This window comes from Pseudosporangium ferrugineum (assembly GCF_003002065.1).
Classification (GTDB): domain Bacteria; phylum Actinomycetota; class Actinomycetes; order Mycobacteriales; family Micromonosporaceae; genus Actinoplanes; species Actinoplanes ferrugineus_A.
In genome coordinates this window covers 750,543-774,032 of sequence record NZ_PVZG01000001.1, presented here as the reverse complement: position 1 = coordinate 774,032, position 23,490 = coordinate 750,543, and the positions used below count along the sequence as shown (strand labels likewise).

At 75.2% G+C, this 23,490-nt stretch carries 17 protein-coding genes; 7 read left to right on the top strand and 10 right to left on the bottom strand.

Annotation, left to right across the window (positions count from 1 at the left end):
• Positions 1–3 precede the first annotated feature (3 nt).
• The 8 genes from CLV70_RS03350 to CLV70_RS03315 all read right to left on the bottom strand — a co-directional run bounded on the left by CLV70_RS03350 (position 4) and on the right by CLV70_RS03315 (position 10,405).
• Positions 4–1,959, bottom strand: coding sequence for a response regulator (locus CLV70_RS03350; protein ID WP_106124791.1), 1,956 nt, complete (start codon positions 1,957–1,959; stop codon positions 4–6).
• Positions 1,956–3,032, bottom strand: coding sequence for a chemotaxis-specific protein-glutamate methyltransferase CheB (cheB, locus tag CLV70_RS03345; RefSeq protein WP_106124790.1), 1,077 nt, complete (start codon positions 3,030–3,032; stop codon positions 1,956–1,958). Before cheB ends, CLV70_RS03350 begins: the two co-directional genes overlap by 4 nt.
• The gene (locus CLV70_RS03340; RefSeq protein ID WP_106124789.1) at positions 3,029–5,086 is read right to left on the bottom strand and encodes a hybrid sensor histidine kinase/response regulator; all 2,058 of its coding nucleotides are present in this window, start codon (positions 5,084–5,086) and stop codon (positions 3,029–3,031) included. The genes cheB and CLV70_RS03340 overlap by 4 nt, the downstream gene beginning before the upstream one ends.
• Entirely contained in the window at positions 5,083–6,552 is a 1,470-nt protein-coding gene (locus tag CLV70_RS03335; RefSeq protein ID WP_106124788.1) for a HAMP domain-containing methyl-accepting chemotaxis protein, read from the bottom strand. The genes CLV70_RS03340 and CLV70_RS03335 overlap by 4 nt, the downstream gene beginning before the upstream one ends.
• Positions 6,549–7,088 carry a chemotaxis protein CheW gene (locus CLV70_RS03330; RefSeq protein WP_106124787.1) on the bottom strand — a complete coding sequence of 180 codons (540 nt, stop codon included), beginning with the start codon at positions 7,086–7,088 and terminating at the stop codon, positions 6,549–6,551. The genes CLV70_RS03335 and CLV70_RS03330 overlap by 4 nt, the downstream gene beginning before the upstream one ends.
• On the bottom strand, positions 7,085–8,533 hold the full coding sequence (locus tag CLV70_RS03325; protein ID WP_106125031.1) for a CheR family methyltransferase: 1,449 nt from the start codon (positions 8,531–8,533) through the stop codon (positions 7,085–7,087). Before CLV70_RS03325 ends, CLV70_RS03330 begins: the two co-directional genes overlap by 4 nt.
• The gene (locus CLV70_RS03320) at positions 8,530–9,021 is read right to left on the bottom strand and encodes a chemotaxis protein CheW (protein ID WP_106124786.1); all 492 of its coding nucleotides are present in this window, start codon (positions 9,019–9,021) and stop codon (positions 8,530–8,532) included. Before CLV70_RS03320 ends, CLV70_RS03325 begins: the two co-directional genes overlap by 4 nt.
• A gap of 64 nt (positions 9,022–9,085) precedes the next feature.
• The gene (locus CLV70_RS03315) at positions 9,086–10,405 is read right to left on the bottom strand and encodes an acyltransferase family protein (protein ID WP_106124785.1); all 1,320 of its coding nucleotides are present in this window, start codon (positions 10,403–10,405) and stop codon (positions 9,086–9,088) included.
• A gap of 188 nt (positions 10,406–10,593) precedes the next feature.
• Between CLV70_RS03315 and CLV70_RS03310 the strand changes: the two genes are divergently transcribed.
• Both CLV70_RS03310 and CLV70_RS03305 read left to right on the top strand, forming a co-directional pair.
• Positions 10,594–11,445 (top strand): CAP domain-containing protein, encoded by an 852-nt coding sequence (locus CLV70_RS03310; protein WP_146163942.1) that lies wholly within the window; start codon positions 10,594–10,596, stop codon positions 11,443–11,445.
• A gap of 103 nt (positions 11,446–11,548) precedes the next feature.
• The gene (locus tag CLV70_RS03305; RefSeq protein WP_245908015.1) at positions 11,549–12,304 is read left to right on the top strand and encodes a L,D-transpeptidase family protein; all 756 of its coding nucleotides are present in this window, start codon (positions 11,549–11,551) and stop codon (positions 12,302–12,304) included.
• Between the two features lie 62 nt (positions 12,305–12,366).
• Here CLV70_RS03305 and CLV70_RS03300 read toward each other — a convergent pair whose 3' ends face one another.
• Complete coding sequence (locus CLV70_RS03300; protein WP_245907986.1) at positions 12,367–12,585, bottom strand: hypothetical protein; 219 nt, start codon at positions 12,583–12,585, stop codon at positions 12,367–12,369.
• Between the two features lie 307 nt (positions 12,586–12,892).
• On the opposite strand from CLV70_RS03300, the gene CLV70_RS03295 reads away from it, so the two are divergent.
• The 5 genes from CLV70_RS03295 to CLV70_RS03275 are packed head-to-tail and all read left to right on the top strand — an operon-like array spanning position 12,893 to position 18,089.
• The gene (locus CLV70_RS03295; RefSeq protein WP_106125030.1) at positions 12,893–14,236 is read left to right on the top strand and encodes an efflux RND transporter periplasmic adaptor subunit; all 1,344 of its coding nucleotides are present in this window, start codon (positions 12,893–12,895) and stop codon (positions 14,234–14,236) included.
• Entirely contained in the window at positions 14,233–14,934 is a 702-nt protein-coding gene (locus CLV70_RS03290) for an ABC transporter ATP-binding protein (RefSeq protein WP_106124781.1), read from the top strand. The genes CLV70_RS03295 and CLV70_RS03290 overlap by 4 nt, the downstream gene beginning before the upstream one ends.
• Positions 14,931–16,115, top strand: coding sequence for an ABC transporter permease (locus CLV70_RS03285; RefSeq protein WP_106124780.1), 1,185 nt, complete (start codon positions 14,931–14,933; stop codon positions 16,113–16,115). Before CLV70_RS03290 ends, CLV70_RS03285 begins: the two co-directional genes overlap by 4 nt.
• Positions 16,112–16,975, top strand: coding sequence for an EamA family transporter (locus CLV70_RS03280; RefSeq protein WP_245907985.1), 864 nt, complete (start codon positions 16,112–16,114; stop codon positions 16,973–16,975). Before CLV70_RS03285 ends, CLV70_RS03280 begins: the two co-directional genes overlap by 4 nt.
• 37 nt (positions 16,976–17,012) lie before the next feature.
• The gene (locus tag CLV70_RS03275; protein ID WP_245907984.1) at positions 17,013–18,089 is read left to right on the top strand and encodes a GGDEF domain-containing protein; all 1,077 of its coding nucleotides are present in this window, start codon (positions 17,013–17,015) and stop codon (positions 18,087–18,089) included.
• Here CLV70_RS03275 and CLV70_RS39565 read toward each other — a convergent pair.
• Positions 18,058–23,421: a hypothetical protein gene (locus CLV70_RS39565; RefSeq protein WP_158277689.1), complete on the bottom strand. Its 5,364-nt coding sequence runs from the start codon at positions 23,419–23,421 to the stop codon at positions 18,058–18,060. The genes CLV70_RS03275 and CLV70_RS39565 overlap by 32 nt on opposite strands.
• Positions 23,422–23,490 lie beyond the last annotated feature (69 nt).

Sequence of the window (23,490 nt, the reverse complement as noted above, 5' to 3'; positions counted from 1 at the left end):
ACGCTAGCTCGCCCTCCCCGGCGGAAGGGTGAACCAGAAGGTCGCGCCGCGCCCGTCCTCGCCCTCCGCGTGGATCTCGCCGCCGTGGCGTTCCACCGCGCGGTGGACGGTGGTCAGGCCGATACCGGTGCCGGGGAAGTCCTCGGCGCTGTGCAGGCGGGCGAACGGGCGGAACAGCTCGCCCGCCTTGCCCGCCGGGAAGCCCGCCCCGTTGTCGCGGATGTGGTAGCGGGCTTCGTCGTGCGGGCCGCTCCAGCCGACCTCGATCGACGGCTTCTCGATCCGGCGGGTGAACTTGCAGGCGTTGTTGACGAGGTTCTCCAGGATGACCCGGACCAGGCCCTCGTCCGCGTCGGCCGTCATCGCCTCGTCCACCCGGAACTCGATCTCGCGGCCCGGCTCGCGGGCCTCGACCTCGCGGATCACCTGCCAGGCCAGCTCGGTCATGTCGATGCGGTGGCGGCGCAGCTCACCGCGGCTGGCCCGGGCCAGGATCAGCAGCGACTCGACCAGGTCCGCCATCCGGCCCGCGGCCGCGTGGATGCGCTCCAGCCGGTGCCGGACCTGGGCGCTCAGCGGCTCGTCGTCCTCGTCCAGCATCGCCTCGGCGTAGCTGCTGATCACCTGCAGCGGCCCGCGCAGGTCGTGCGAGACCGAGCCGCTGAAGGCCTCCAGCTCGCGGTTGCGCCACTCGAGCTCCTCCACCAGGGCGGCCCGCGTCTCGGCGAGCTGGCGGGCGGCGCGTTCCCCGGCCGCGTCGAGCTCGCGGCGCATCAGCTCCTCGCGGATCCGCCGGCTCTCGTCCAGCGACTGCTTGCGGCGGATCTGGGCCCGTACGTGCGCCCGCAGCGTGTCCGCGCCGTCCGCCGAGCGCACGTAGTCGTCGGCGCCCGCGGCCAGGCACTCCAGCAGCGCGTCGTCCTCGTCGCCGGCCATCACCAGCGGGGTGTCGCGGATCTGCGGCACCTCCTTGACGCGCGCGCAGGTCCGCCGGGCGTCGTCGTCGAAGCCCAGCACGATGCAGTCGACCGGCTGCGCCGCGAGCAGGTCCAGCGCCTCGTCGCCGCTGCCCGCACCGACCACGTCGTAGCCGTCGGCGCGCAGGACGTCGCCCCACTCGTCGAGCCGCCGCCGGTCCGCGGTCACCGCCAGCACCTTGCCCGGGCCGTGCAGGCTGCCGATCACCTCGATGGGCAGCTGCTCGGCGCTGGTCCGCAGCACCGCCGCCAGCTTGGCGAGGACCACGGCGAGGTCCTGCTGCTTGCGGACGAACGCGTCGGCGCCCGCCTCCAGCATCTGCACCTCGGTCGCGTAGTCGTCGGCGGCCGTCATCAGCAGGCAGGGCGTGTCGCGTAGCGCCGGGTCGAGGCGCAGCCGCCGGATCACGGTCGCGCCGTCGATGCCCGGCATGATGCCGTCCACGATCACCGCGTGCGGCCGCCGGTCCGCCGCCGTCCGCAGCCCCTCCTCGCCGGAGGCGGCGGTCAGCACGGCGTACCCCTCGGGCTCGAGCAGCTGGCGCAGCCGTTCGCGGAACGTCAGGCTGTCGTCGATGACCAGCACGGTCGGCCGCGGGTCGGCTGCCGCGCCGTCCTCGCCGAGCAGCTGCCGCGAGCGGGCCACCACGTAGCCGGCGTCGTAGGGCTTGCCGACGTACTCGTCCGCGCCGGTGCGCAGGCCGAGCAGCCGGTCGGCGACCTCGGCCTCGCTGGACAGCAGCACCGTCACGGTGTGCTCGCGCCCGGGCAGGGAGCGCAGCTCGCGCAGCAGGTCCACGCCGTCGGCGTCGGGCAGCAGCACGTCCAGCACCGCCACGTCGAAGCCGCCCGCGACGAACGCCGCCCGCGCCTGCTCGCCGGTCGCGCAGAGGATCGTGGTGAAGCCGTCCGCCTCGAACGCCTCGTGCAGGTTCATCCGCACGGTCAGGCTGTCGTCGACGATCAGCACGGTGGGGCTCATGGGTGCACCCCCTCGCGCGGGGCGAGCTCGGCGAGCCGGGCGGCGATCCGGGCGGGCGGCAGCACGTACGCCGCCGCGCCGAGCAGCGCCGCCTCCCGCGGCATGCCGTAGACGATGCAGCTCGCCTCGTCCTGGGCGAACGTGAGGGCGCCGCGGGAACGCATCCGCAGCAGGCCGTCGGCGCCGTCCCGGCCCATGCCGGTGAGCAGGCAGCCGACGGCGGAGGAACCGTACTCCGCGGCCACCGACTCGAACAGGACGTCGACGGAGGGCCGGCACGAGTGCCGGGGCGGGGCGGTGCTGAGCCGTACCGCGCCGTCGGCCACGAGCAGGTGCCGGTCCGGCGGGGCGAGCAGGACCCGGCCGGCGAGCGCGGTCAGCGGCAGGCCGTCGGTGGCGTAGCTGACGTTGCGCCCGGTCTGCCCGGCCAGCCAGTCGGAGAACGCCACCGCGAAGGGTTCGCTCGCGGCGAGGTGCTGCACGCACAGCACCGGCGTCCGGAAGCCGACGGGCAGCGCGCGCAGCAGGTCGGTGATGGCGCCGGGTCCGCCCGTGGAGGCGCCGACCACGACGATCCGCGGCGCGGCGCCGTCCCGTACCGAGAAGGCCGCCGGAGCCGGCGCGGAAGGCCTGCTCTCCGGGCGGTTGCGGCCGTCGAGACGGGCCCGCGGGTGGGTGATGACCCGGATCCGCGAGACCAGGCGTACGGCCGAGCACAGCCGCCGCCCCCACCCGGCGTCGGACTCGTCGCCGCGCGGCTTCTCGAGCACGTCGACCGCCCCCGCCGCCAGGGCGTTGTACGTGCTGAACAGCTCCCGCCGGTCCGCCGACGACACCACCAGGATCGGGGTCGGGAACTCCGCCATGATGTGCTCGGTCGCCACCAGCCCGCTCATCGTCGGCAGGATCATGTCCATGGTCACCACGTCGGGGCGCAGCCGGCCGACCATCTCGACCGCCTGGGCGCCGTCCACCGCCTCGCCGACCACCCGCAGTTCGGGGTCGGCCGCGAGGGCGTTGCGCAGGTGGTGCCGCATTGTCGCCGAATCCTCCACCACCAGCACGCGGATCATGCGGGCACCAGCCGCCGGATGTGGGCCAGCAGTTCCTCCTGGTCGAACTCGCCCTTGACCACGTACGCGCTCGCCCCCACGTCCGCACCCCGGGCCCGGTCCTCGGCGCTGGCCCGCGAGCTGACCAGGATCGCCGGTACGCCGGACAGCTCCGGATCGGCGCGCGTCTCGGCGACGAAGGTGAACCCGTCGATGCCGGGCATGTCGATGTCGGTGAGGTACAGGCCGTACCGGCGGGAGCGGGCCTTCTCGAGCCCCTCCTCGCCGGAGGCGGCCAGGTCCACCTCGTAGCCGGCCGACTCGAGGATGCTGCGCTCCAGCATCCGGGTGGTGAGCGAGTCGTCGACCACGAGGATCGGCAGCCGCGGGGTGGCCGGTGACGGCACCGCGCCGAGGGTGCCCAGCCGGGCCGTCTCGGCGACCAGGCCCTGCGCGTCGAGCACGAGGCGCGGGTTGCCGTCGAGGTCCATGGACACGCCGCCGATCACCGGGGCCGCGGGCGCCAGCTCGGGCAGCGGGCGCACGACCAGGGTGGAGGTGCCGGCGAGGCGGTCCACGCCCACGGCCACGCACTCGTCGTCGGCGGCGACCACCACGGCCACGCCCGGTCCGGCGTTCTCCGGGACGGTGCTGCCGGCGTACAGGGCGCGGGCCAGGGGGAGGAAGGGCACCGCCTCGCCGTCGTACGCCAGCTTCCCGGTCATCACCGCGGCCGCGGCCTGCTCGGGGGCCAGCCGTACGCACGTGCGCACGGAGTCGAGCGGCACGCTGGCGACGGTCCCGGCCGCCTCCACGACGAGCCCGTGCAGCGACAGCAGGGCCAGCGGCAGCACCAGCTCGATCGTCGTGCCCCGGCCCGTGCCGGTCCGGACGCTCACGTGCCCGCCCAGCTGCTCGGCGACGTCGCGGGCCACGTCGAGCCCGATGCCGCGCCCGGCCACCTCGGTCACCGTGGGGGAGGTGCTGATCCCGCCGCGCAGGACGAGGTCGACCAGCGCGTCCTCGGCCGGTGCCGGGTCGCCCGGCGTGAGCAGCCCGCGGGCCTCGGCGGTGCGCCGGAGCGCGACCAGGTCGAAGCCGCGGCCGTCGTCCGTACAGAGGAATGCCGCGTAGCGGCCCCGGCGCTCGACCGTCACCAGGACCGTGCCCTCGGCGGGTTTGCCGGCCGTGACCCGCCGCTGCTCGGTCTCGATGCCGTGCACCACCGCGTTGCGCACGATGTGCAGCAACGCGCTGCCGGCCAGGGTGAGCACCTGGGGGTCGAGCCGCAGGTCGCCGCCGCGCCCCTCGAAGCGCACCCGCTTGCCCTCCGCGTCCGCGGCGTCGCGGACCGCTCGGTGCAGGGCGGTGAAGATGCCGGACGCCGCGACCAGCCGCAGCCGCTCGGCCCGGCCGCGCACCTCGTCCAGCTCGCGTTCGGCCTGCTCGACCGTGTCGGCCAGCTGCCGGCTGAAGGCGCCGAGGTCCACCGCCAGCCGGACGGCCGCCGCCCGCGCCGCCCGGGTGCCGGCCGTCGCCCGCCCGGTCCGCAGCTGATCGGCGAGGGTCTCGGCGGCCCGGTGCAGCCGTTCGAGGGAGAGCCCGCCGGTGCGCAGCGGGGCGAACCGGGCGTGCGCCTCGCCGATGGCGTCGAGCAGGTCGTCCACGTCGGCGGTGGCGGTCCGGGCCGCGGGGGCCGGCTCCGCCGCGTGCGCCTCGCGCGGTCCCGGTGCCTGGGGGTGCGGCGCCGGGGCGGGCTTCTCCCCGGGCTCGATCGCCGACACGTACGCCTCGATCTCGTCGTTGAGCCGCAGCAGTTCGCGCAGCTCGGCCGCCGGGAGCGGGCCCTCGTCGCTCCGGTGCGGCACCAGCACCTCCTCGAAGGCGTGGGCGCGGTCGGCGATCTCCTGCTGGCGGACGACCCGGGCGGCGCCCTTCAGGGTGTGGGCGAAGCGCAGCAGCCGGGCCACCGGTTCGGTGCCGGGGTGCTGGTCGAGGTCGAGGACGCCCGCGCTGATCTGATCGACCAGTTCGCGGGCCTCCACCCGGAAGTAGCGCAGCGGGTCCTGGCTCATGACCGCCCGTTGCCGACGAGGTCGAGCAGGTCGCCGGAGAGGTTCGACAGGTGCGCCGCGGTCTGCCGGGTCTGCACGGCGCTCGCCTCGGTCTCGCGGGTGACCCGGGCGGTGTCCGAGGCGGCGACGTTGACCTGCTCGACCGCCGTGGTCTGCTGCTTGGTGGAGAGCTCGATCTCCCGGGTCGCGTCGTTGGTGGTGGCCACGAGCTGCGCGATGCGCCGGAACGAGTCGGTGGCCTCGTCGAACTGGCGGGCGCCGGAGTCGACGGACTTGGCGCCGATCTCGGTCGCCATGACCGTCGTGTTGACCGCCCCCCGCACGTCGTCGATGAGGGCGCGGATCTCCTTGGCCGACCCGGCCGTCCGGTCGGCGAGCTTGCGGATCTCCTCGGCGACCACCGCGAACCGCCGGCCCCACTCGCCCGCGCCGCTGGCCTCGATGGTGGCGTTGATGGCCAGGATGTTGGTCTGTTCGGCCAGCTCGGACACCAGGTCGACGACCCCGCCGATCTGCTGCGACTTCTCGCCGAGGGTCAGCATGTGCTGGACGATCTGGTCCACCTGGTTGCGGATCGCGGAGATCGAGGCCCGGGTCTGGTCGATGGTGGCGTCGCCGGTGCGCGCGGCGGCCGACGTCTCCTCGGCGATCTGCGAGACCCGTTGCGCGCTGTCGGCGATCTGCCGGGAGGTGATCAGCAGCTCGCTGATGGTGGTGGTGATCTCGCTCATCGCGCTGGCCTGGTCCCGGCCGCCGCTGGCCTGCTGGGCGGCGGCGGCCTCCAGCTGGGCCGACGAGCTCTGGATGTGCCCGATCGCCGCGCCGACCTCGCGCCGCAGGTCGCGGTTGAGCTTCCAGGCGACCCAGGCGGCGAAGATCAGCGCCAGCACCCCCAGCCCGATGATCACGACGATCGCGCGGGAGGCCTCGGTGGAGGCCTCGCGCCGGGCCTGCTCGACGTTCTCGCGTACCCGGGCGGTCAGGGCGACGATGGAGTCCTGGAGGGCCTTGCGGGCGGGGGTGACGTCGGTGGCGTTCAGCTGCCCGACGTCGGTGAGGTTCGTGATCTCCTTGCGGCGCTCGATCACCGGGTCGAGGATCGCCGCGTGCGCCGCCTCCGCCGTCGACACCGCCTCGAGCAGGTTCTGCGCCGCCGGATCGGTCAGCGAGCCGCGCAGCTGGGTCACCAGGGCCAGGAACCGCTGGCGGTCGGCGGTGGTCTGGTCCAGATACTCCTGCCGTCCGTTGAGCAGGTACGCCCGGTAGTCCGCTATCCGGCTCTCGCCCTCGGTCCGTAACTGTTCCGACCGGGCGAGGTCGTCGACCGCCACCTTGATCGCGTTGTCCTTCGCGGTCATCACGAGGGACAGCGCGGCGACCGAGGCGGCGCAGATGACGATGGTCAGCGTCACCGTGACGCCGAAGCTGAGCGCCAGCTTGTTCCCGAAGGTGCGTCGGGCCTTCATGGCTCCTCCTGGACGTGCGGGTTGTGGCCGGTGAGCCGGTGCACCGCGGCGCGGGCGGCCGGCAGGTCGACGATCGGGCGGGTGCCGCCGGCCAGCGGGACCATGCCGCGCAGCACGTCCCGGCCGTCGTGGCCGCCGGCCTCCTCGACGATGTCCGTGGCGGGCACCCGCACGTGGCCGTCGAGGCCGTGGAAGGCGAGGGCCAGCGGGGGTGCGCCCGCGGCGAGCACGAGCCAGCGCGGCCGTTCCGGCAGCGCGTGCCCGAGCAGCGCGGCGAGGTCGTAGACGGGCACGATCGCGCCGCCGAAGCCGGCCACGCCGAGCAGCGCGGGCTGCGGGCCGGGCAGCGGCGTCACCGGGCGGTCCGAGTGCAGCCCGGAGGCCTGGGAGAGGCGCAGCGCGTACGGGCGGCCGCCGGCGTGCACGGCCAGGAGTTCGGCGTACTCGACGTCGTGGCGGCGGGCCGGCTCGGCGAACGAGCGGTCGAACTCCTCGCGCAGGCCGGCCAGCCGCACGCCCACATCGGCGGGGCTCACCGGGGCACCTGCGAGTCGAGCTCGGCCCGGCACAGGCTGGTCAGCGCGATCCGCCCGAAGCCGCCGCCGAACAGGGTCAGGCGCTCCTCCCGCTCCTGCTTGAGCAGGGCCAGCGCGCGTTCCAGCTCGGTGCGGGCGGTCCGGAGCTCGCCCCGGCGCCGGGCCAGCAGGCCGAGCCGCAGCCGCGGCATCGCGAAGCCGGGATCCAGGTACGCCGCCAGCCGGTAGTGCCCGATCGCCACGTCCACCGCGGCGCCGCCCTCGAGGCAGACGGCGAGCTGGTGGTGGGCGTCGGCGTACAGCCCGTCGACGTCGAGCAGCCGCCGGCAGACGATCTCGGCCTCCTCGAGGCGGCCGGCCTGGGCCAGCAGGACGCCGTGCAGCAGCAGGTCGCGCGGGGCCGGGCGGGCACCGAGCGCGTCCTCCACGGCGGCCAGCGCCTCCTCGAAGCGTTCGTCGCGCAACAGCCCCAGGGCCCTGCCGTACACATCACCCGGCGCGGCCGGCGCGGCTGGCGTCGCCGGCGCCTTCCGCGGCACCGCCCGGGCGGCCTCCTGCGAGGCGGGCGTGGGCTCCTGCCGGGCGGGTGGCCGGAGCCGGGGGGCCTGCGCGGCGAGGGTGGCGGCGCTCGGGGCCCGGCGGTAGTAGAACGCCTGGTGCGACTGCTGCGGCTCGAGCCCCTCCGGCTGGCTGCCGAGGGTGTCGGTGTGACCCAGGAACAGGCAGCCGCCCGGTGCCAGCGAGCGGGTCATCCGGCCGATCAGCGATTCGCGTACGTCCGGGGTCAGGTACATCAGCAGGTTCCGGCAGAAGATCACGTCGTACTGGCCGGAGTGCCACAGCTGCTCGTCCTCCGTGGCGACGTTGTACCGCCGGAACCGCACCGACGCGCGGATCGCGGGGTCGAGGATGTACTCCCCGTCCTCGGGGTGGAACCAGCGGGCGCGGACCGCGTCCGGGGTCTCGCGCAGCGCCCAGCCGGAGTACCGCGCCCGGGCCGCCTGCTCGAGCATGGCGGCGCTGGCGTCCAGGCCCAGCACGTCGAGGATCCAGCCGGGGTCGGACTGCGCCTCCCGCGCCACGATGGCCAGCGTGTACGCCTCCTCGCCGGAGGAGCAGCCGACGGAGAGCAGGCGCAGCATGCGCTGGGCGTACCGGTCCCGCAGCCGCTCGGGCAGCACCACCTCGGCCAGCGCGCGGAACTGCTCGCCGTGCCGGAAGAAGTACGTCTCGTTGATCGTCAGGTCCTCGGCGAGCGCGCCCAGCTCGGCGTCCCAGTCGCCGCGCGCCAGCCGCCGCAGGTACGCCCCGGGGTGCAGCCGCGCCGTCTCGACCCGGTCCCGCAGCACCTGGGCCAGCTGCGGCACGTCGTTGTCGTCGAACATCCACCCGAGCTGGGTGGCGAGCACCGTGCGGAACACGGTGACGTCGGGCGCCGTGCTCACGACGCGGCCGCCAGGTCGCCGGCCGCGGCCCACACCTCGTCGGGCACGAACCGCATGCCCTGCAGCACCAGGACCGGCTCGGCGTCCAGCGTGCCCACCGCCGCGATCAGCCGGGCCGGGGCGTCGCCGAGCAGGGCCTCGTGCCGGGCCGCCGGGTCGCCGCCGACCGGCCGTACGCCCTGGATCTCCCCGATCGCGAACGCCACGGGACCGCGTTCGGTGCGGACCGCGACGAACCGGCCGACCGGCGCGCTCGCCCCGCCCAGCAGCCGGGCGACGTCGACGACGAGGGTGGGAGCGCCGCGCATGATGCAGATCCCGGAGACGAACGGCGGGGTGCCGGCGAGGGGATGGGTGACGAGCGGCCGCATCGTCTCGATGACGTCGTCGATCCGCAGGGCACAGAGCAGCGGACCGGCCCGGAAGACCAGCGACGGCACACCGGCGGGCGTCCCCGCCGGTGCTCCGATATGCCCCGGGTGCACCATTCGCTCAGGTTAGCGGGCATTTTCCGCCGGACAGCGAGAATGTTTCAGTTCAGGACGGCCGGGATCACTCCCGCTCGGCACCACCGGCGAGCCAGGAGACCGCGGGTTCCTCGTACGCCGCCCGCCGGGCCTGCGGCGGCGCGGGCTGCTCCGCCCACGGCCCTCCCACCGGCGCCGCGGTTGCCGCAGTGCCGGCTGTCGCAGGGCCAGGCGCCGCAGTGCCGGCTATCGCAGGGCCCGGCGCCGCGGGGCCGGGTATCGCAGGGCCCGGTGCTGCGGGGCCGGGTATCGCGGGGTTGGGTGCCGCTGGGCCCTGTGCTGCGGGGACGGCTGCCGGGCGGCCGGGGGTCGCGTCCGCCGGCCACAGCCTCGGGCGCCGCCGTGCCGCCAGGTCCTCGGCCCAGCCGAACGCGAGCACCGCCACCCCGGTCAGCGCCAGCGTCGCGCCGAGCGTGACCGGACCCTCCATCGACCCGGTGTCGTCGAGCGTCAGCACCGTCAGCACCGGCCAGATCGCCGCGATCGCGATGTTGTGCCACAGGTACACGGTGACCGCGCGGGCGTTGAGCAGGTTCACGGCGCGGTCCAGCGGGCGTACGTACGACAGCCACGTCATGTCCGGCCGCCACCGCAGCGCCAGCAGCACGAACGCGAGCGACCACAGCGCCTGGGACTCGGGCACGTCGTTGAGGTCGTACCCGCCCTCGCCCGGGTGCCCGTGCAGCCAGTAGAGCGCCGCGACGCCGAGCACCGCGGCGGCCGCGCCGACCAGGCCGGGGCGGAGGCGGTGCAGGCGGCCGTCGTGGTGCGCGAAGCCGGCGATCCAGCAGGCGCCGTAGGTGGCGAAGTCCCACATCGCCGCGTCCGCGCGACCGAACGGCAGGGTGAGGCCGGTCTTGTCGAGCACCGCGATCAGCACGATCGGCGCGGCCACCGCGGCCCAGGCGATCTTCTTGTACGCGAGATACAGCAGCGGGGACAGCAGTACGAACCACAGGTACGCCCGGATGTACCAGAGCGGCTCCCAGGCGTCGATGCCCTCGGTGCTGCCCGGCGGGTCGCCCAGCGGCAGGATCCACAGCGCGAGCTTCCAGCTCCACGGCCGGTCGCCGCCCTCCTGAGCGGCCCAGCCGGCGTAGAGCATCGCCGGCACCACGATCAGGCCGAGCAGCCACAGCGGTGGCAGCAGGCGGCGCAGCCGGGAGGTGAGCACCGCACCCGCGGACCGGCGGTCCAGGGAGGCGGCGGTCAGGGATCCGGCCAGGGCGAACATGATGCCCATCGCGGGAAGCAGCAGGGAGAGCCACGGCCAGCCGAACAGGTGGTAGACGACGACGCGGACGATGGCGGCGGCCCGGAGAAGGTCCAGGTAGCGGTTGCGCACCGCGAAACGGTAGCCACGGCGCCGGTTACGGGGGACCGGTCGCCCGGTCGGCAACTACGCCCCGCCGGATGACCCCGAAAGAATGAAGTGTCGCATTTGTCGGTGCGACTGTGCGATCCCCGCGTTGGTCCTCCTCGAGGGCGGCGTGCACGGGGCGCGGCGCCACGAGCGCGAGAAGAGGGACAACGGTGCGCAAGCCTGCTGTCGTGGTGGCGGTCGCGGTGTCGGCGGTCCTGGTGGGCGGGGTCATGATCGCGACCACCGCGGGCGCGGAGACCACCCCGGACGTGCCGTCGACGGCGATCTCGGAGCTGCCGGCCGTGCCCCAGCTGCCCCCGGACGCCGGCGTGCCGGTGCTCCCCGCCGTACCCGATGCTCCCGATGCCGGGACGCCCGCGACCACCGCCGATGCGCCCGGACCGGCCGGCGGGGATGAGCCCGGACCGGCCGGCGGGGGTGAGCCCGCCGACCGGCCGGCGCCCGCACGGCCCGGGGGCACCCCGGACGCGAAGCCGGACCGGCCCGCCGGCGATCCGGCACCCGCCCGGCCCGCGCCGGCGAAGCCGGACAGGAACGCCGCACCGCAGAAGAACCCGGCCGCGGACGCCCACCGCGACGTGACCGCGGGCCAGGCGCTCTCCGCCGACCCCTCCGGCGACGTGCAGCAGCAGGCGTTGCGCCTGGTCAACGAGCACCGGCGGCGCGGCGGCTGCGACCCCCTCGGCGTCGACCGGCGGCTGATCGAGGCGGCCAACCGGCACGCGGCGGACATGGCCCGGCGCGGCTACTTCGCGCACGAGGACCCGCGCGGCGACCGGGCCGGCGAGCGGGTGCGCGCCGCCGGCTACGAGTGGTCCCGCTACGGCGAGAACATCGCCCGCGGCCAGGACAGCGTCCACGAGGTCGTGGACGGCTGGATGCGCAGCCCGGAGCACCGGGAGAACATCATGGACTGCCGCCTGCACGAGGTGGGTCTGGGCCTCGCGTTCTCCGCCGACCGGACGCCGTACTGGGTGCAGGACTTCGCCACGCCGCAGTGACGCACATACCGGTTGTGTGCCAGGGTCGTCCGGCCGACTCTCCCCGGAGCGCTCGTGTGCTTCGATGTGCCTCACAGATCTCCTGGGGAGGACGAATTTGGGAGTGCAGCGGGTTTCCGCGCGCCTCGCCGCCGCCGTCGTGGCGGCGGCGGTGGCCGGCGGGCTCGGCGCTGCCGTGGTGACCCCGGGTGCGGCAGCAGCCGCGTCCCCGGTCACCGCGGCGGCACCGGTCGCCGCCGTCGTCGTCACGAGGGCCGCCGCGGCCTCGTGCGCGACGGGCAGGTATCAGAAGCAGGTCGAGGGCTACCTCAAGAAGCTCGGCGGCTTCGGCGCCGTCACGGTGGACGGCCGGCAGTCCGCCGCCGACTGCAAGGCGATCAAGAAGTTCCAGAGCCGGTACGGCATCAGGCCGGCCGCCGGTCTCGCGGGCCCGACCACGCACGGTGTGGCCAAGCGGCTCGCGAACACCAAGACGTCGTCGTGCCGCGCCCCGCGTTCGGGGTGGCGGTTCTGCGTGGACCTCACGCACCAGACGACCTGGGTGATGAAGAACGGCAAGGTGTACCGCAAGCCGACCGTGACCCGTACGGGCATGAACGGCTACCGGACCCCGACCGGCACATACAAGATCAACAAGCGCACGAAGAAGGAGTGGTCGAACCCGTACGAGGTGTGGCTGCCGTACTGGCAGCGCTTCGTCGGCGGGATCGGCTTCCACCAGACGACCACGTACCTGCACGACGCGTGGCGCGGATCGCACGGCTGCGTCAACCTGCTGCCGTCGGACGCGAAGGCGTACTACAAGGTCGGCAAGATCGGCCGCAAGGTCAAGGTCATCGGGCGCCGTCCCGGCACCTGATCGACGCCGTACGCACAGCGGCCCGCCGGTTCTCCGGCGGGCCGTCGTCGTGCGGGCTCAGCTCAGGCGGCCAGGGGCGGATGGGCGTAGCGGACGTGGGTGGTCAGCACGTCGTGCGGCGGGAAGGCCTTCTCGTCCCCGCCGGCGGTGAGCACCCGCAGTCCGTCCCGGCTCAGCATGTAGGTGACGTCGGTGAACAGGCTGACCGTGTCGTCGTGGTGCACGACCGTCAGCTCGTCGGCGCGCAGCATCCCGGCGGCCGGTAATCCATGGAGCGACATGTCACACGTTCCTTCGCGTACGCGGGTGGGCACCGTGCTGGGGATTACGAGCGCGGAGGGACGCGCGGTTCATCTCGTCGGCCGATTGTCATCGTGGGCGGCCGGCGCGGACGCCGACCGGATCCCACGTTCTCAGCTCATGGTGGGATGCGCAGTCAAGGTCCCGCCACCGGCCGGGCGGATAGCTGACAACACCCGGGGTATCTGCTAGGGAAGTCCGATATCGTTCACCCCGCCGTTCGGCCGGGCCGTTCCCCGGCCATTCGGCCCGGCCCCGCGCCCCGGCCCGCGACATAGAGTGGCGTCCGTGTCCGGATCCCCCCGCCGCGCCGCCGTGCTGCTCGTCGCGTGCGTCCTGCTGCCGCCGCTGACCGCGGCCTCCTGCGGCGACGAGCCGTCCGGGGTGACCGTCGGCACGGCCGGGCGGGGCACCGTCGACGAGATCGTGGAGGCGTCCGGCGCCGTGACCGCGCGGGCCGCCGGGACGGTCACCGCGCCCGCCGAGGGCACCCTCGCCTTGCTGCGCGTCGACGCCGGTGACCGGGTGCGCAAGGGCCAGGTCGTCGCGGTCGTCGACTCACCCGCGGCCCGCAAGCGCCTGGACGCCGCCGCCGAGGCGCGGGACGCGGCCTCCGCAGGGGGAGTGCCCACCGGCGGCGGGGCGGCCGGCTTCACGGCGGCCCGGCAGCGCACCGACGCGAGCGCCGGCAAGGCCTTCGCCGAGGCCCGGGAGGCGGCCGGCGAGATCACCGACGAGACCCTGCGCACGGCGTTGCTCGCCCAGCTCGACGCCGCCCGGGAGCAGTACGCCGCCGTCTCCGCGGCCGCGGATGCCGCCGTACGCTCCCTCGAACGCGGGGTGGCGAGCGTGGGCGAGGCGGTGGCGGCCCTCTCGGCGGCGCAGCGGGTGCAGGCGCGGCAGGCGTACGACCTGGCGAAGGCCGCGGTCGACGCCCTCACCCTGCGGGCACCGGTGTCCGGTGTGGTGCAGCTGGGCGGCACCGCGGCGGCCGGCACCCCGTCGCTCACCGACCTGATCGCGGGCGCCGACCCGGCCGCCGCCGGCGCTCCCGCCGCCCGGGCCCCGCTGCCGGGCGTCGACGTGGCCGTTCCGGAGGGCGCCGCCGTGGGCCCGGGCACCCCGATCCTCACCGTCGTCGACACCGGCGGCCTCGGCGTCGCCGCGGAGGTGGACGAGACCGACGTGCTCCTGGTGAAGCCGGGCGGCACCGGCACCATCGAGCTCGACGCCGCCGCGGGTGCCACGTACGAGGCGAAGGTCCGCGCCGTCGACCTGCTCCCCACCACGTCGGCCCGCGGCGGCGTCTCCTACCGGGTGCGCCTCACCCTGGGCAGGGGCACGTACGCCGACGGCAGCCCCGCCCCCGGCCCCCGCCCCGGCATGAGCGCCATCGTGCGGCTGCGCGTACGCCAGGCCGCCGACGCGGTCACGGTGCCCGCCGGCGCGGTGGTCTCCAGCGACGGCCGGAACGTCGTCTGGGCGGTCCGCGGCGGCAAGGCCGAGCGCGTCGCGGTCAGCCTCGGCGTCCAGGGCGAGGACGTGGTGCAGGTCGTCTCCGGCCTCGACGCCGGGCAGCGGATCGTGGTGGCCGGCGCCGACCAGGTCAGCGCCGGGCAAGACCTGCCGTGACCGGCCCCGCCATCGTCGCCACCGGGGTCACCCGCACGTACGAGCTGGACGGCGTGTCGGTGCCCGCGCTGCGCGGCGTCTCCCTGACCGTGGCCGACGGCGACTACCTCGCCGTCGTGGGCACCTCCGGCTCCGGCAAGTCGACCCTGATGCACCTGCTCGGCGGGCTCGACCGGCCCACTGGCGGCACGCTGGTCATCGGCGGGCGCGACGTCACCTCGCTCTCCGCGCCCGAACTGGCCCGGCTGCGCAACGAGGTGATCGGCTTCGTCTTCCAGTCCTTCCACCTGCTGCCGCGCACGACCGCCCGGGACAACGTCGCGCTGCCCCTGGTCTACCGCGGCGTCGGCCGGCGGGAACGCCGGGCCCGCGCCGCCGCGCTGCTCGAACGCGTCGGCCTCGGGCACCGGATCGACCACCGGCCCAACCAGCTCTCCGGCGGTGAGCAGCAGCGGGTGGCGATCGCCCGCGCCCTGGTCACCGGGCCGTCGGTGCTGCTCGCCGACGAACCCACCGGGAACCTGGACTCGGCGACCGGCGAGGCGGTCCTGAGCCTGCTGGAGTCGCTCCACGCCGACGGCGTGGCGATCGTCCTGGTCACCCACGACAGCGAGGTGGCCGCCCGCGCCCACCGCCGGATCGTCATGCGCGACGGCCTCATCGTCGACCCGGCACCCACCCCGGGCGGGGACCGGTGAGGCTGGCCGAGGCGTGGCGGGTCGCGCTCGACGCGCTGCGGGCCAACCGGCTGCGCAGCATCCTCACCATGCTCGGCGTCGTCATCGGGGTCGCCGCGGTCGTCGCGCTGGTCGCCATCGGCACCGGCACCAAGCAGCAGATCGAGCAGCAGGTCGAGGGGCTCGGCTCCAACCTGCTCATCGTCGTGCCGGGCCGGCTCGAGGCGGGCTCCGTCCCGTCGGTCTCGACCCTGTCGCTCGACGACGTGGACGCGGTCAGCCGGGTGGTCGGCGACCGGTCGCGGGTCGCGGTCACCGTCGCTTCGGGGGAGACCGTACGCGCGGGCAGCCGCACCACCTTCTCCAGCCTCCAGGGCGTCCTCGAGACCACGCCGACGGTGTTCGTCCGCACCCTCGACCGGGGCAGCTACCTGACCCGCGCCGACGTCGGCACCGGACGGCGGGTGGCGGTCCTCGGCGCCGGCGTGGCCACCCAGCTCTTCGGCGACCGCGACCCCATCGGCCGGCAGATCACCATCGGCGGCGTACGGTTCCGGGTCATCGGCACCTTCGAGCGGCTCGGGCAGAGCCTCGGCGTGGACCGCGACAACGAGGTGCACGTGCCGGTCACGGCGGCGCAGCGGCTGCTCGGCACCGACCGCATCGACGGGCTCGCCATCCGCGCGCCGGACCGCGAGCGCATCGACGAGCTCGGCGCCGACATCGTGGCGACCCTCGGCGAACGGCACCCCGACACCGACTTCAGCGCCGTCACGCAGGAGCAGATCCTCGGCGTACTCGGGGACATCCTCGGCGTCCTCACCGGCGTGCTGGCCGCGATCGCCGGGATCAGCCTGCTCGTCGGCGGCGTCGGCGTCTCCAACATCATGCTGGTGTCGGTGCGGGAACGGACCCGTGAGATCGGCCTGCGCAAGGCGGTCGGCGCCCGGCCCCGCGACATCGGCCTGCAGTTCCTGCTGGAGGCGGTCCTGCTCACCACGCTCGGAGGAGTCCTCGGCATGGCCCTCGGCATCGGCGCGGCCCTGCTCGTCGACCGGCTGACCCCGGTGCCCGCCGCGATCACCTGGTGGTCGCTCGCGCTGGCGTTCGGCGTGTCGGCCACGGTCGGGATCGTCTTCGGCGTCGTGCCGGCCCAGCGCGCCGGGCGGCTCGACCCCGTCGTCGCGCTGCGCACCGAGTGACCGCCGTCGACCGGCGGCCGGGCCGGGTCGTGCCGGCGCCCCTGCTCGTGCTCGGAGCCATCGCGTCGGTGCAGGTCGGGAGCGCTGTGGCGGGTACCCTCTTCGATGATCTGGGCGCGGCGGGCGTGACCCTGCTGCGCCTCGCCGTGGCCGCCCTCGTGCTCGGGATCGCGTTCCGGCCGAAGGTCCGGACGTGGACCGCCGGGGCCTGGCGGGCCGCGGCCCTGCTCGGCGTCGCCATGGCCGGCATGAATCTGCTCTTCTACCTCGCCCTGCGCACGGTCCCGCTGGGCGTCGGCGTCACGGTCGAGTTCCTCGGCCCGCTGCTGCTGACCCTGGCGCAGACCCGCCGGCTGGCCGACCTGCTGTGGGCGCTGCTGGCCGGCGGCGGTGTCGCGCTGCTCGGGCTCGGCGCCGGCGTCTCCGCGCCGCTGGGCGGCCTGCTGCTGGCCTTCGCCGCGGGGCTCTGCTGGGCGGGCTACATCCTGGCGAGTGCCCACCTGGGCACCCTGGTCCCGGGTACGGGCGGACTGGCCGTCGCGCTCGCGGTGGCCGCGACGATCGTCCTGCCGTTCGGCGTACCCGGCGCCTCCGCGGTCCTGGACCACCCGCACCTGCTGATCGGGGCCGCCACGGTCGCGTTGCTGTCGTCGGTCCTCTCCTACGGGCTGGAGATCAACGCGCTGCGCCGGATGCCCACCCGGGTGTTCGGCATCCTGATGAGCCTCGAGCCGGCCGCCGCCGCCCTCGCCGGGCTCGTCGTCCTGCACCAGCGCCTGGGCCCGCGGGAGGTGGCCGCCCTGGTGCTCGTCAGCCTCGCCAGCCTCGGCGCCACCCTCGCCCATCGCGAGACCGGCTAAACGCTCACGTACGCCGCCCGGAGGCCGATCTGGGGGTGTGTTGTTCAGGACGGACCGCTCCGGAGAAGGGCTGCGTGACCTGCACGGGGCGTCCCGTTCGGTGGCGTACCTCGCGCTGGCCGCCGCCCCGTACCTGTTCTTCACCGGCATCCTGACACCGCGGATCACGACGTCCGGGATCGTCGCCGTCCTGGTGACCGCGCTCGTGGTGGCCGTCGCCGGCGTGGTCTGCCTGCGCCGCCCGGAGAGCCTGCCCCGGTCGTTCTGGCTCTTCGTGCCGGCGATCACCACCGTCGTCATCACGGCGCTGAACCTGGCCACCAACGACGCCAGCACCGGCGCGCAGTTCTTCTACCTCTGGCCCATCCTGTACGCGGCCAACTTCCTGCGCCGCCGCGCCATCTACCTCAACCTCGCGCTCGTCTCCGTGGGCGACGCCGCGGTGGTCCTCACCCTCCTCGGGCCGGCCCGGGGAACCGCCGACCTGGTGGCGACCGTGCTGGCGATGAGCATGACGGCGGTCGTGGTGTCGAGCCTGCGGGGTCGCGCCGACCGGCTGCGCCGGGTGCTGGAACGCCAGGCCAACGCGGACGCGCTCACCGGCCTGGCCAACCGCCGCTCGTTCACCGAGGCCCTGACCCGGGAGGGTGCGCGGGTCGCGGCGTCCGGCGGCAGCCTCGCGCTGGTCACGGTCGACCTGGACCACTTCAAGAGCATCAACGACACGTACGGCCACACCGAGGGCGACCGGGCCCTGCAAGCGGTCGCGTCGGCCATGCGTACGGTCACCGGCGACACGGGCGTCGCGGCCCGGCTCGGCGGCGACGAGTTCGTGATGCTGCTGCGTACGGGCCGCCGCACCGCGGTCACCGTGGCCGAGTCACTGACCCGGGCAGTCGCAGGCATCACCGACCTGCCCGGCGGCGCGCCCAGCCTCAGCATCGGCGTGGCGGTCCTGCCCGGCGACGCGGGTACGGTCGACGACCTGATCACGGCCTCCGACGCGGCGCTGTACCACGCCAAGACGTCCGGCCGGGGGAGGATCTCGGTGGCCGGCGAGCGGCTGGACCGCGTACCGGACGTCAGGAGCTTCGTTCCGCATCCCCGCCCTTGATCCCGAGGATCTCGCGGCGCAGCCGCGGATAGGGCCCCCATCCGTCCCGCAGCACGTGGATGTACACGGCCTCCAGCGCGACGTCGATCCGCTGGGCCAGCTCCTGATCGTCGGGCGACCCCAGCCGCACGGCCCGCGCGAAATGATCCAGCGCCTCCATGTGCCGCCCCTGGTCGTAGGCGCTGCGCCCGGCGTTCTCGTGCACGACGCTGCGCAGCACGTCCGGGGCGTCGGCGCCGGCGGCCTCCTCGAACAACCGGTCGGCCTCCTGGTAGTCACCCCGCAGCCGCAACACGTGCGCCAGCTCGGCCTGGGCGATGACGATCGCTTGCGTGTCCCCGGCGGACTCGGCGTGCGCGAGCGCCAACCGGCTCGCGGCGGCGGCGAGACCCAGCTCACCGAGCAACCGGTACACCTCGGCCCGCACACTGAGCAGCCCGGCCCGCGCGACGTTGTCCTTCTCGTCGGCGAGCGGCCCGTCGATCCGCTCCCCGAGCTCCCGCAGCGCGTCCCGGTCGTCGACGACCTCCTTGAGGGTGGCCCCGTCGAGCCGCCACCGGATCGCCGCGAGATCCTCCGGGCCGAGCGGGCGGTCCCCGTCCGGTTCCTTCTCCGGCGCTTGCGCCTTTTCCTGCACTGCCTGCGGGTCTTGCCGCGTCCCTTGCCGCGTCCCTTGCTGCGTCTCTTGCTGGTCTTGCAGCGTCTCTTGTTGCTCTTGCGGTCGCTTCTGCTGGTCTTGCGACGGCTCCTGCTGGTCCTGCGGCGGCTCTTGCGGGGTGCGGCCGGCCATCAGGTCGGTGATGTCCAGGTCTATGGATACCCCGGCCTCCGGCTTCCCGCCCGCCTTGTCGGTCTTGACGTCCTGCGCGCCGGTTTCGCCGTCCTTCTTGTCGGCCTTGGGCCCGAACCAGGTGGGCCCGAGATCCGAGTCGGCATACTTGCGCGGCCCGTCGGGCCCGAACGTGAGCAGCCGCCCGATCGGCTGCGCGTTGGCCGCCGGATTCGGCCCCGGCCGCGAGGCCGGAGGCACCGCCGAGACCGGCTGCGCGGCGGCCCCCGACCCGTCCCGCTGCAACGCCCGAGTGGCCTCCACCTGCCGCGCCGCCTCGGCCTGCCGATCGGCCTCGGACTGCCGGGTAGCCTCGGCCAGCCGCAGAGCCTCCTCGACCCGCCGCGCCGCCGCGGCGTCCCGGTCCATCTCCGCCTGCCGCGCAGCATCGGCCTGCCGCCGCGCTTCCTCCTGCCGCGCCGCCTCCGCCTGCCGAGCCACCTCGGCCAGCCGCGCGGCCTGCTCCTCCGCCTGCCGGGCAACCTCGGCCCGCCGCGCCGCCTCGGCCTCCTGGGCAACCTGAGCCTGCCGCGCCTCCTCGGCCTGACGGGCAGCCTGCTCCTGCCGGGCCACCTCGGCCTGACGGGCGGCGGCTGCCTGCCGGGCGGCCTCGGCCTGACGGATCTCCTCGGCCTGACGGGCAGCCTCGGCATGGCGCGCCGCCTGGGCGTGCCACGCTTCCTCCGCCTCGCGGGCCAGCTGCGCCTGCCGTGCCGCTTCCGCCTGGCGTGCCGCCTCCGCCTGGCGTGCCGCCTCCGCCTGGCGTGCCGCCTCCGCCTGGCGTGCCGCCTCCGCCTGGCGTGCCGCCTCCGCCTGGCGTGCCGCCTCCGCCTGGCGTGCCGCCTCCGCCTGGCGTGCCGCCTCCGCCTGGCGTGCCGCCTCCGCCTGGCGCGCGGCCTCCGCCTGGCGTGCTGCTTCTGCCTGGCGTGCGGCCTGCGCTTGACGCTCCGCCTCCGCCCGCCTCGTGGCCTCGGCCTGGCGTTCGGCCGCCAGGCGCTCTTCGTCGGCCCGGCGCGCGTCCTCCGCCCGGCGCGCGTCCTCCGCCCGGCGTGCAGCCTCGGCCTGGCGTGCGGCGTCGGCCTGGCGGGTCGCTTCGGCATGGCGGTCGAGCGCGGTGGACTGCATCGCCGCGGCGTCGAGCGGCCGGGCCGCCGGCACCTCACCGGTCGGCGTGCCCAGCACCCGCGGATCGACCACGGCCCGCCCGGTAACGGCCGAACCGTCCACCGGCACGTCCCGCCGCTCGTACCCGGGTGCGCCGCTCGTGGGCCGTTCCTGCCCGGGTGCGCCGCTCGCCGGCCACTCGTATCCGGGCGCGCCGCTCGTCGGCCGTTCCTGCCCGGGTGCGCCGCTGGTCGGGCGCTGGTATCCGGGCGCGCCGCTGGTCGGCCGCTGGTATCCGGGTGCGCCGCTGGTCGGGCGCTCGTGTCCGGGCGGTCCGCCGGCCGGGCGGCCCTGCCCCGGCGCGCCGCTGACCGGTCGTTCCTGGCCGGGTGAGCCGCCGGGCGGAGCGATCCGCGACGGCGGGCGCTGCGACGGCGGCACGAGCGTCGGCTCACCCGTGGACAGGATCATCGCGGTCCGCGGCCCACCCACGATCGGCCGCTCGGCAGTGGAAACGTCCCCGTCCTGCGCCCCCGGCTGCGGCGACGCGAAGCGTGCCCCCTCGGCGTCGGGCGCCGCCCGGTCGCCCCAGGGCGAGAAGCCCGACGGAGCGCGGGGAGCCTCGAAGGCCGGCCGCCCCCCGGCGGGACTCTGCGGCGCCGCGGTCGGCGGCACCGGCGGCGGAGCAACCGGCGGCATCGTCTGCGGCGCCGGCGCATACGCGGCTGCCGCACCCGTCCCGGCCCCCCAACCAACCCCGGCCTGAGCGGCACCGGCCTGAGCGGCACCGCCGTGCGCCGGACCGCCGTGCGCCGGACCGCCGTGCGCTGGACCGCCGTTCGCGGGACCAGCCTGAGCGGTGCCGCCGTGCGCGGGACCAACGTGCGCGGGACCTGCCTGTGCGGCATCGGCCTGAGTGGGAGCAGCCTGCGCCGGACCGCCCTGCGCCGGACCGCCCTGCGCCGGACCGCCCTGCGCCAGGCCGCCCTGCGCCAGGCCGCCCTGCGCCAGGCCGCCCTGCGCGGGACCGGCGTGCGCCGGACCGGTCTGCGTGGCGCCCGCACCGGCCTGGGGGCGGCCGTCGAGATGCTGTCCCTCGTACCCGGCGCCGGAAGCGGCCGGCTGCGCGCCGGTGGAGGGCGGTGTCCTGGGTATCGTCGGCGGCGCCGGGGTGACCACGCGCGGCGCGGCGGTCTGCGGCGGTGCGGCGACGACGCGGGGCTGGGCCGGCGGCTCGGCCTTCTTGATGACCTTCGGCTGGGCGGGCGGTGTCGCCTTGCTGAGGATCCGGGGCGCCGGCGGGGGAGTGGTCCGGCTGAGCACGCGCGGGCCCTCGCCCTCCCGTCCCGGACGCTCGCCCTCGCCCTCGTCCGGCCGCGATCCGGCCGGCTCCTCGGCGGCGGGACGCACGCTGGCCCGCCCGAACGCGGCAGCCTCCTCGTCCCGCCGATACGCCGCCACGTCCTCGTCCCGCCGGTACGCGAAACCCTCGTCGTCCTGCCGCCCCGCCGGCCCCTGCGCCTCCCGAGCGAAAGCCGCCGCGTCCTCCGGGTCCCGGGCGAACGCCGCGGGCTCGCGCGCCTCCCGGGCAAGGGCCGCCGCGTCCTGCGAGTCCCGCGTGAACGCCACCGCGTCCTGCACATCGCGCGTGAACGCCGCCGGCCCGCGCGAATACGTCCCCGGCTCCTCCGCATCCCCCGCGAAGGCCGCCGGCCCGCGCGTAAAGGCCGCCGGATCCTGCCCCTCGCCCGCGAACGCCTCAGGGTCCCGGAACGCGGCCGGGCTCTCCGGACGCGAACGACCGAAGCGTCGTCCCTCGCCCCGCCGTCCACCTTCCCGCCCGGCGCCACGCCCGCCGTCCCTGACCACATCCCGTCCGGCCGCCACATCCCGCCCGGCCGCCACATCCCGCCCGGCCGCCACATCCCGCCCGGCCGCCACATCGCGCCCGGGAACAACATCCCGGCCAGCGGCAACATCCCGGCCAGCCGCAACGTCCCGCCCAGCCGCAACATCCCGGCCAGCGGCAACGTCCCGCCCGACCCCGGCACCCCGTCCTGCTCCGCGCCCGAGCTTGCGGCCGCCGTCGCGCCGGTCCTCGGCCTCGCGGGCCGGGTCACGCACCTCGCCGGGCGTGCCGTAGACCGCCGCCGGGCGCTGGCCCCGTCCCTTCCGGGGTGGTTCCGGGGAGGTCCGTCCCTTCCGGACGGATTCGTCCTCAGTCTCCGGGGGCGTGACCCGCGCGCGCCCGGTGACCGGGGCTTCCGCGTTGCGGCGGCGGCCGCGGCGGGGCTGCTCCTCCGGTTCCTCCTGGTCGCCGTCCCAGAACGAGGAGGTCTCGATGCGGCGGGCGCGCTGGGCGGCCACGTACCGGCGCTGCGCCTCCCAGTCGGAGGCGTCGAACTCGCGGTCGTCGTACTCGAGTTCGTCGAAGTCGAGGCTGCGCATCTGCCAGCCGTCGACGCCGGGGGAGACCGGCGCCGCGTTGAGGTCGGCCTCCTCGAAGTCCGGGTCGTCGAGCCAGCTCGGCCGTTCGCCGTCGAACGCCTGCGTGATCTGCTTCTCGCGCTTCGGTGACCGCTGGTAGCCGGCCTGCCGTCGCTGCCGGCGCTCGGCGAGCTCGTCGACGCCCTGTTCCGGTGCGGGCGGCGGGGCCGTTTCCCGCGTACGCGAAATGCGCGCCGCATCCGCGAAGTCATCATCTTCGATGTATTGGGTCCGGGGTCGTTTCCGCGGTTCCGGCGGCCGGCGGGTCTCCGGCCCCCAGCGGGAAAGGACGGCCGCCTCCGCGTACGGGTCACGCGCCGTGACCGTGTTGTCCGCGTACGGAACGGGCCGCTCGTCGTCGTACTCGGCTTCCCAGTACTCGTCGTCCTCGTAGCTCATCGAGCCACCCCGGCACCCGGACGAAGCGCCACCCCGGCACCCGGACGCGCAGCGGGGTACGCCGAGCAGGCCCCATGCCGCATGCGTGTCCCCCCGTCCTCGCCGCCCCGTACGGCCGCGCGTCCGTTCCCCACCTTCCGCGCGGTCGAGTTGGAAGGTTAGCCACGGATTTGCGTGCCGCGCTACCGCCCGCGGAGGCGAGTCACCCGGCCCGCGGACGCCCCTCACGCCCGCCGGCCGGCCCGGCGCCGCGGCTCGCCGGGTGCCGACCTCAACAGACAGTACGGGCCCGGGCGCCCAGCGGTTCAGTTCACACGGGGCGGCGTACGGAAGGTCGGTCTGCTTTGACGCAGAGTGACGAACGGCGAAAGCCCGCCGGTCCATTCCAGAAAGCGCCCCGAATGTTTCCGGCCCGGATCCGGCCGCAGAACTTAAGCCATTCTTAAAGGGCAGCTCAGGAAACAGAGAAAGACCCCCTGCCGGGGGCGAAAGACCATTATCGGGTACGGACACAGAGCGTGACCGTGTTCAGGGACACGTCCGAAGTGCACGGATCATGGACGAGCGGGGTGTCACCGTGGA

What these genes read in the sequence shown, in the direction of transcription:
- CLV70_RS03340 (WP_106124789.1), bottom strand. Translation starts at nt 5,086, where the DNA reads ATGAGCCAGGACCCGCTGCGCTACTTCCGGGTGGAGGCCCGCGAACTG.
- CLV70_RS03300 (WP_245907986.1), bottom strand. Translation starts at nt 12,585, where the DNA reads ATGTCGCTCCATGGATTACCGGCCGCCGGGATGCTGCGCGCCGACGAG.
- CLV70_RS03335 (WP_106124788.1), bottom strand. Translation starts at nt 6,552, where the DNA reads ATGAAGGCCCGACGCACCTTCGGGAACAAGCTGGCGCTCAGCTTCGGC.
- CLV70_RS03350 (WP_106124791.1), bottom strand. Translation starts at nt 1,959, where the DNA reads ATGAGCCCCACCGTGCTGATCGTCGACGACAGCCTGACCGTGCGGATG.
- cheB (WP_106124790.1), bottom strand. Translation starts at nt 3,032, where the DNA reads ATGATCCGCGTGCTGGTGGTGGAGGATTCGGCGACAATGCGGCACCAC.
- CLV70_RS03320 (WP_106124786.1), bottom strand. Translation starts at nt 9,021, where the DNA reads ATGGTGCACCCGGGGCATATCGGAGCACCGGCGGGGACGCCCGCCGGT.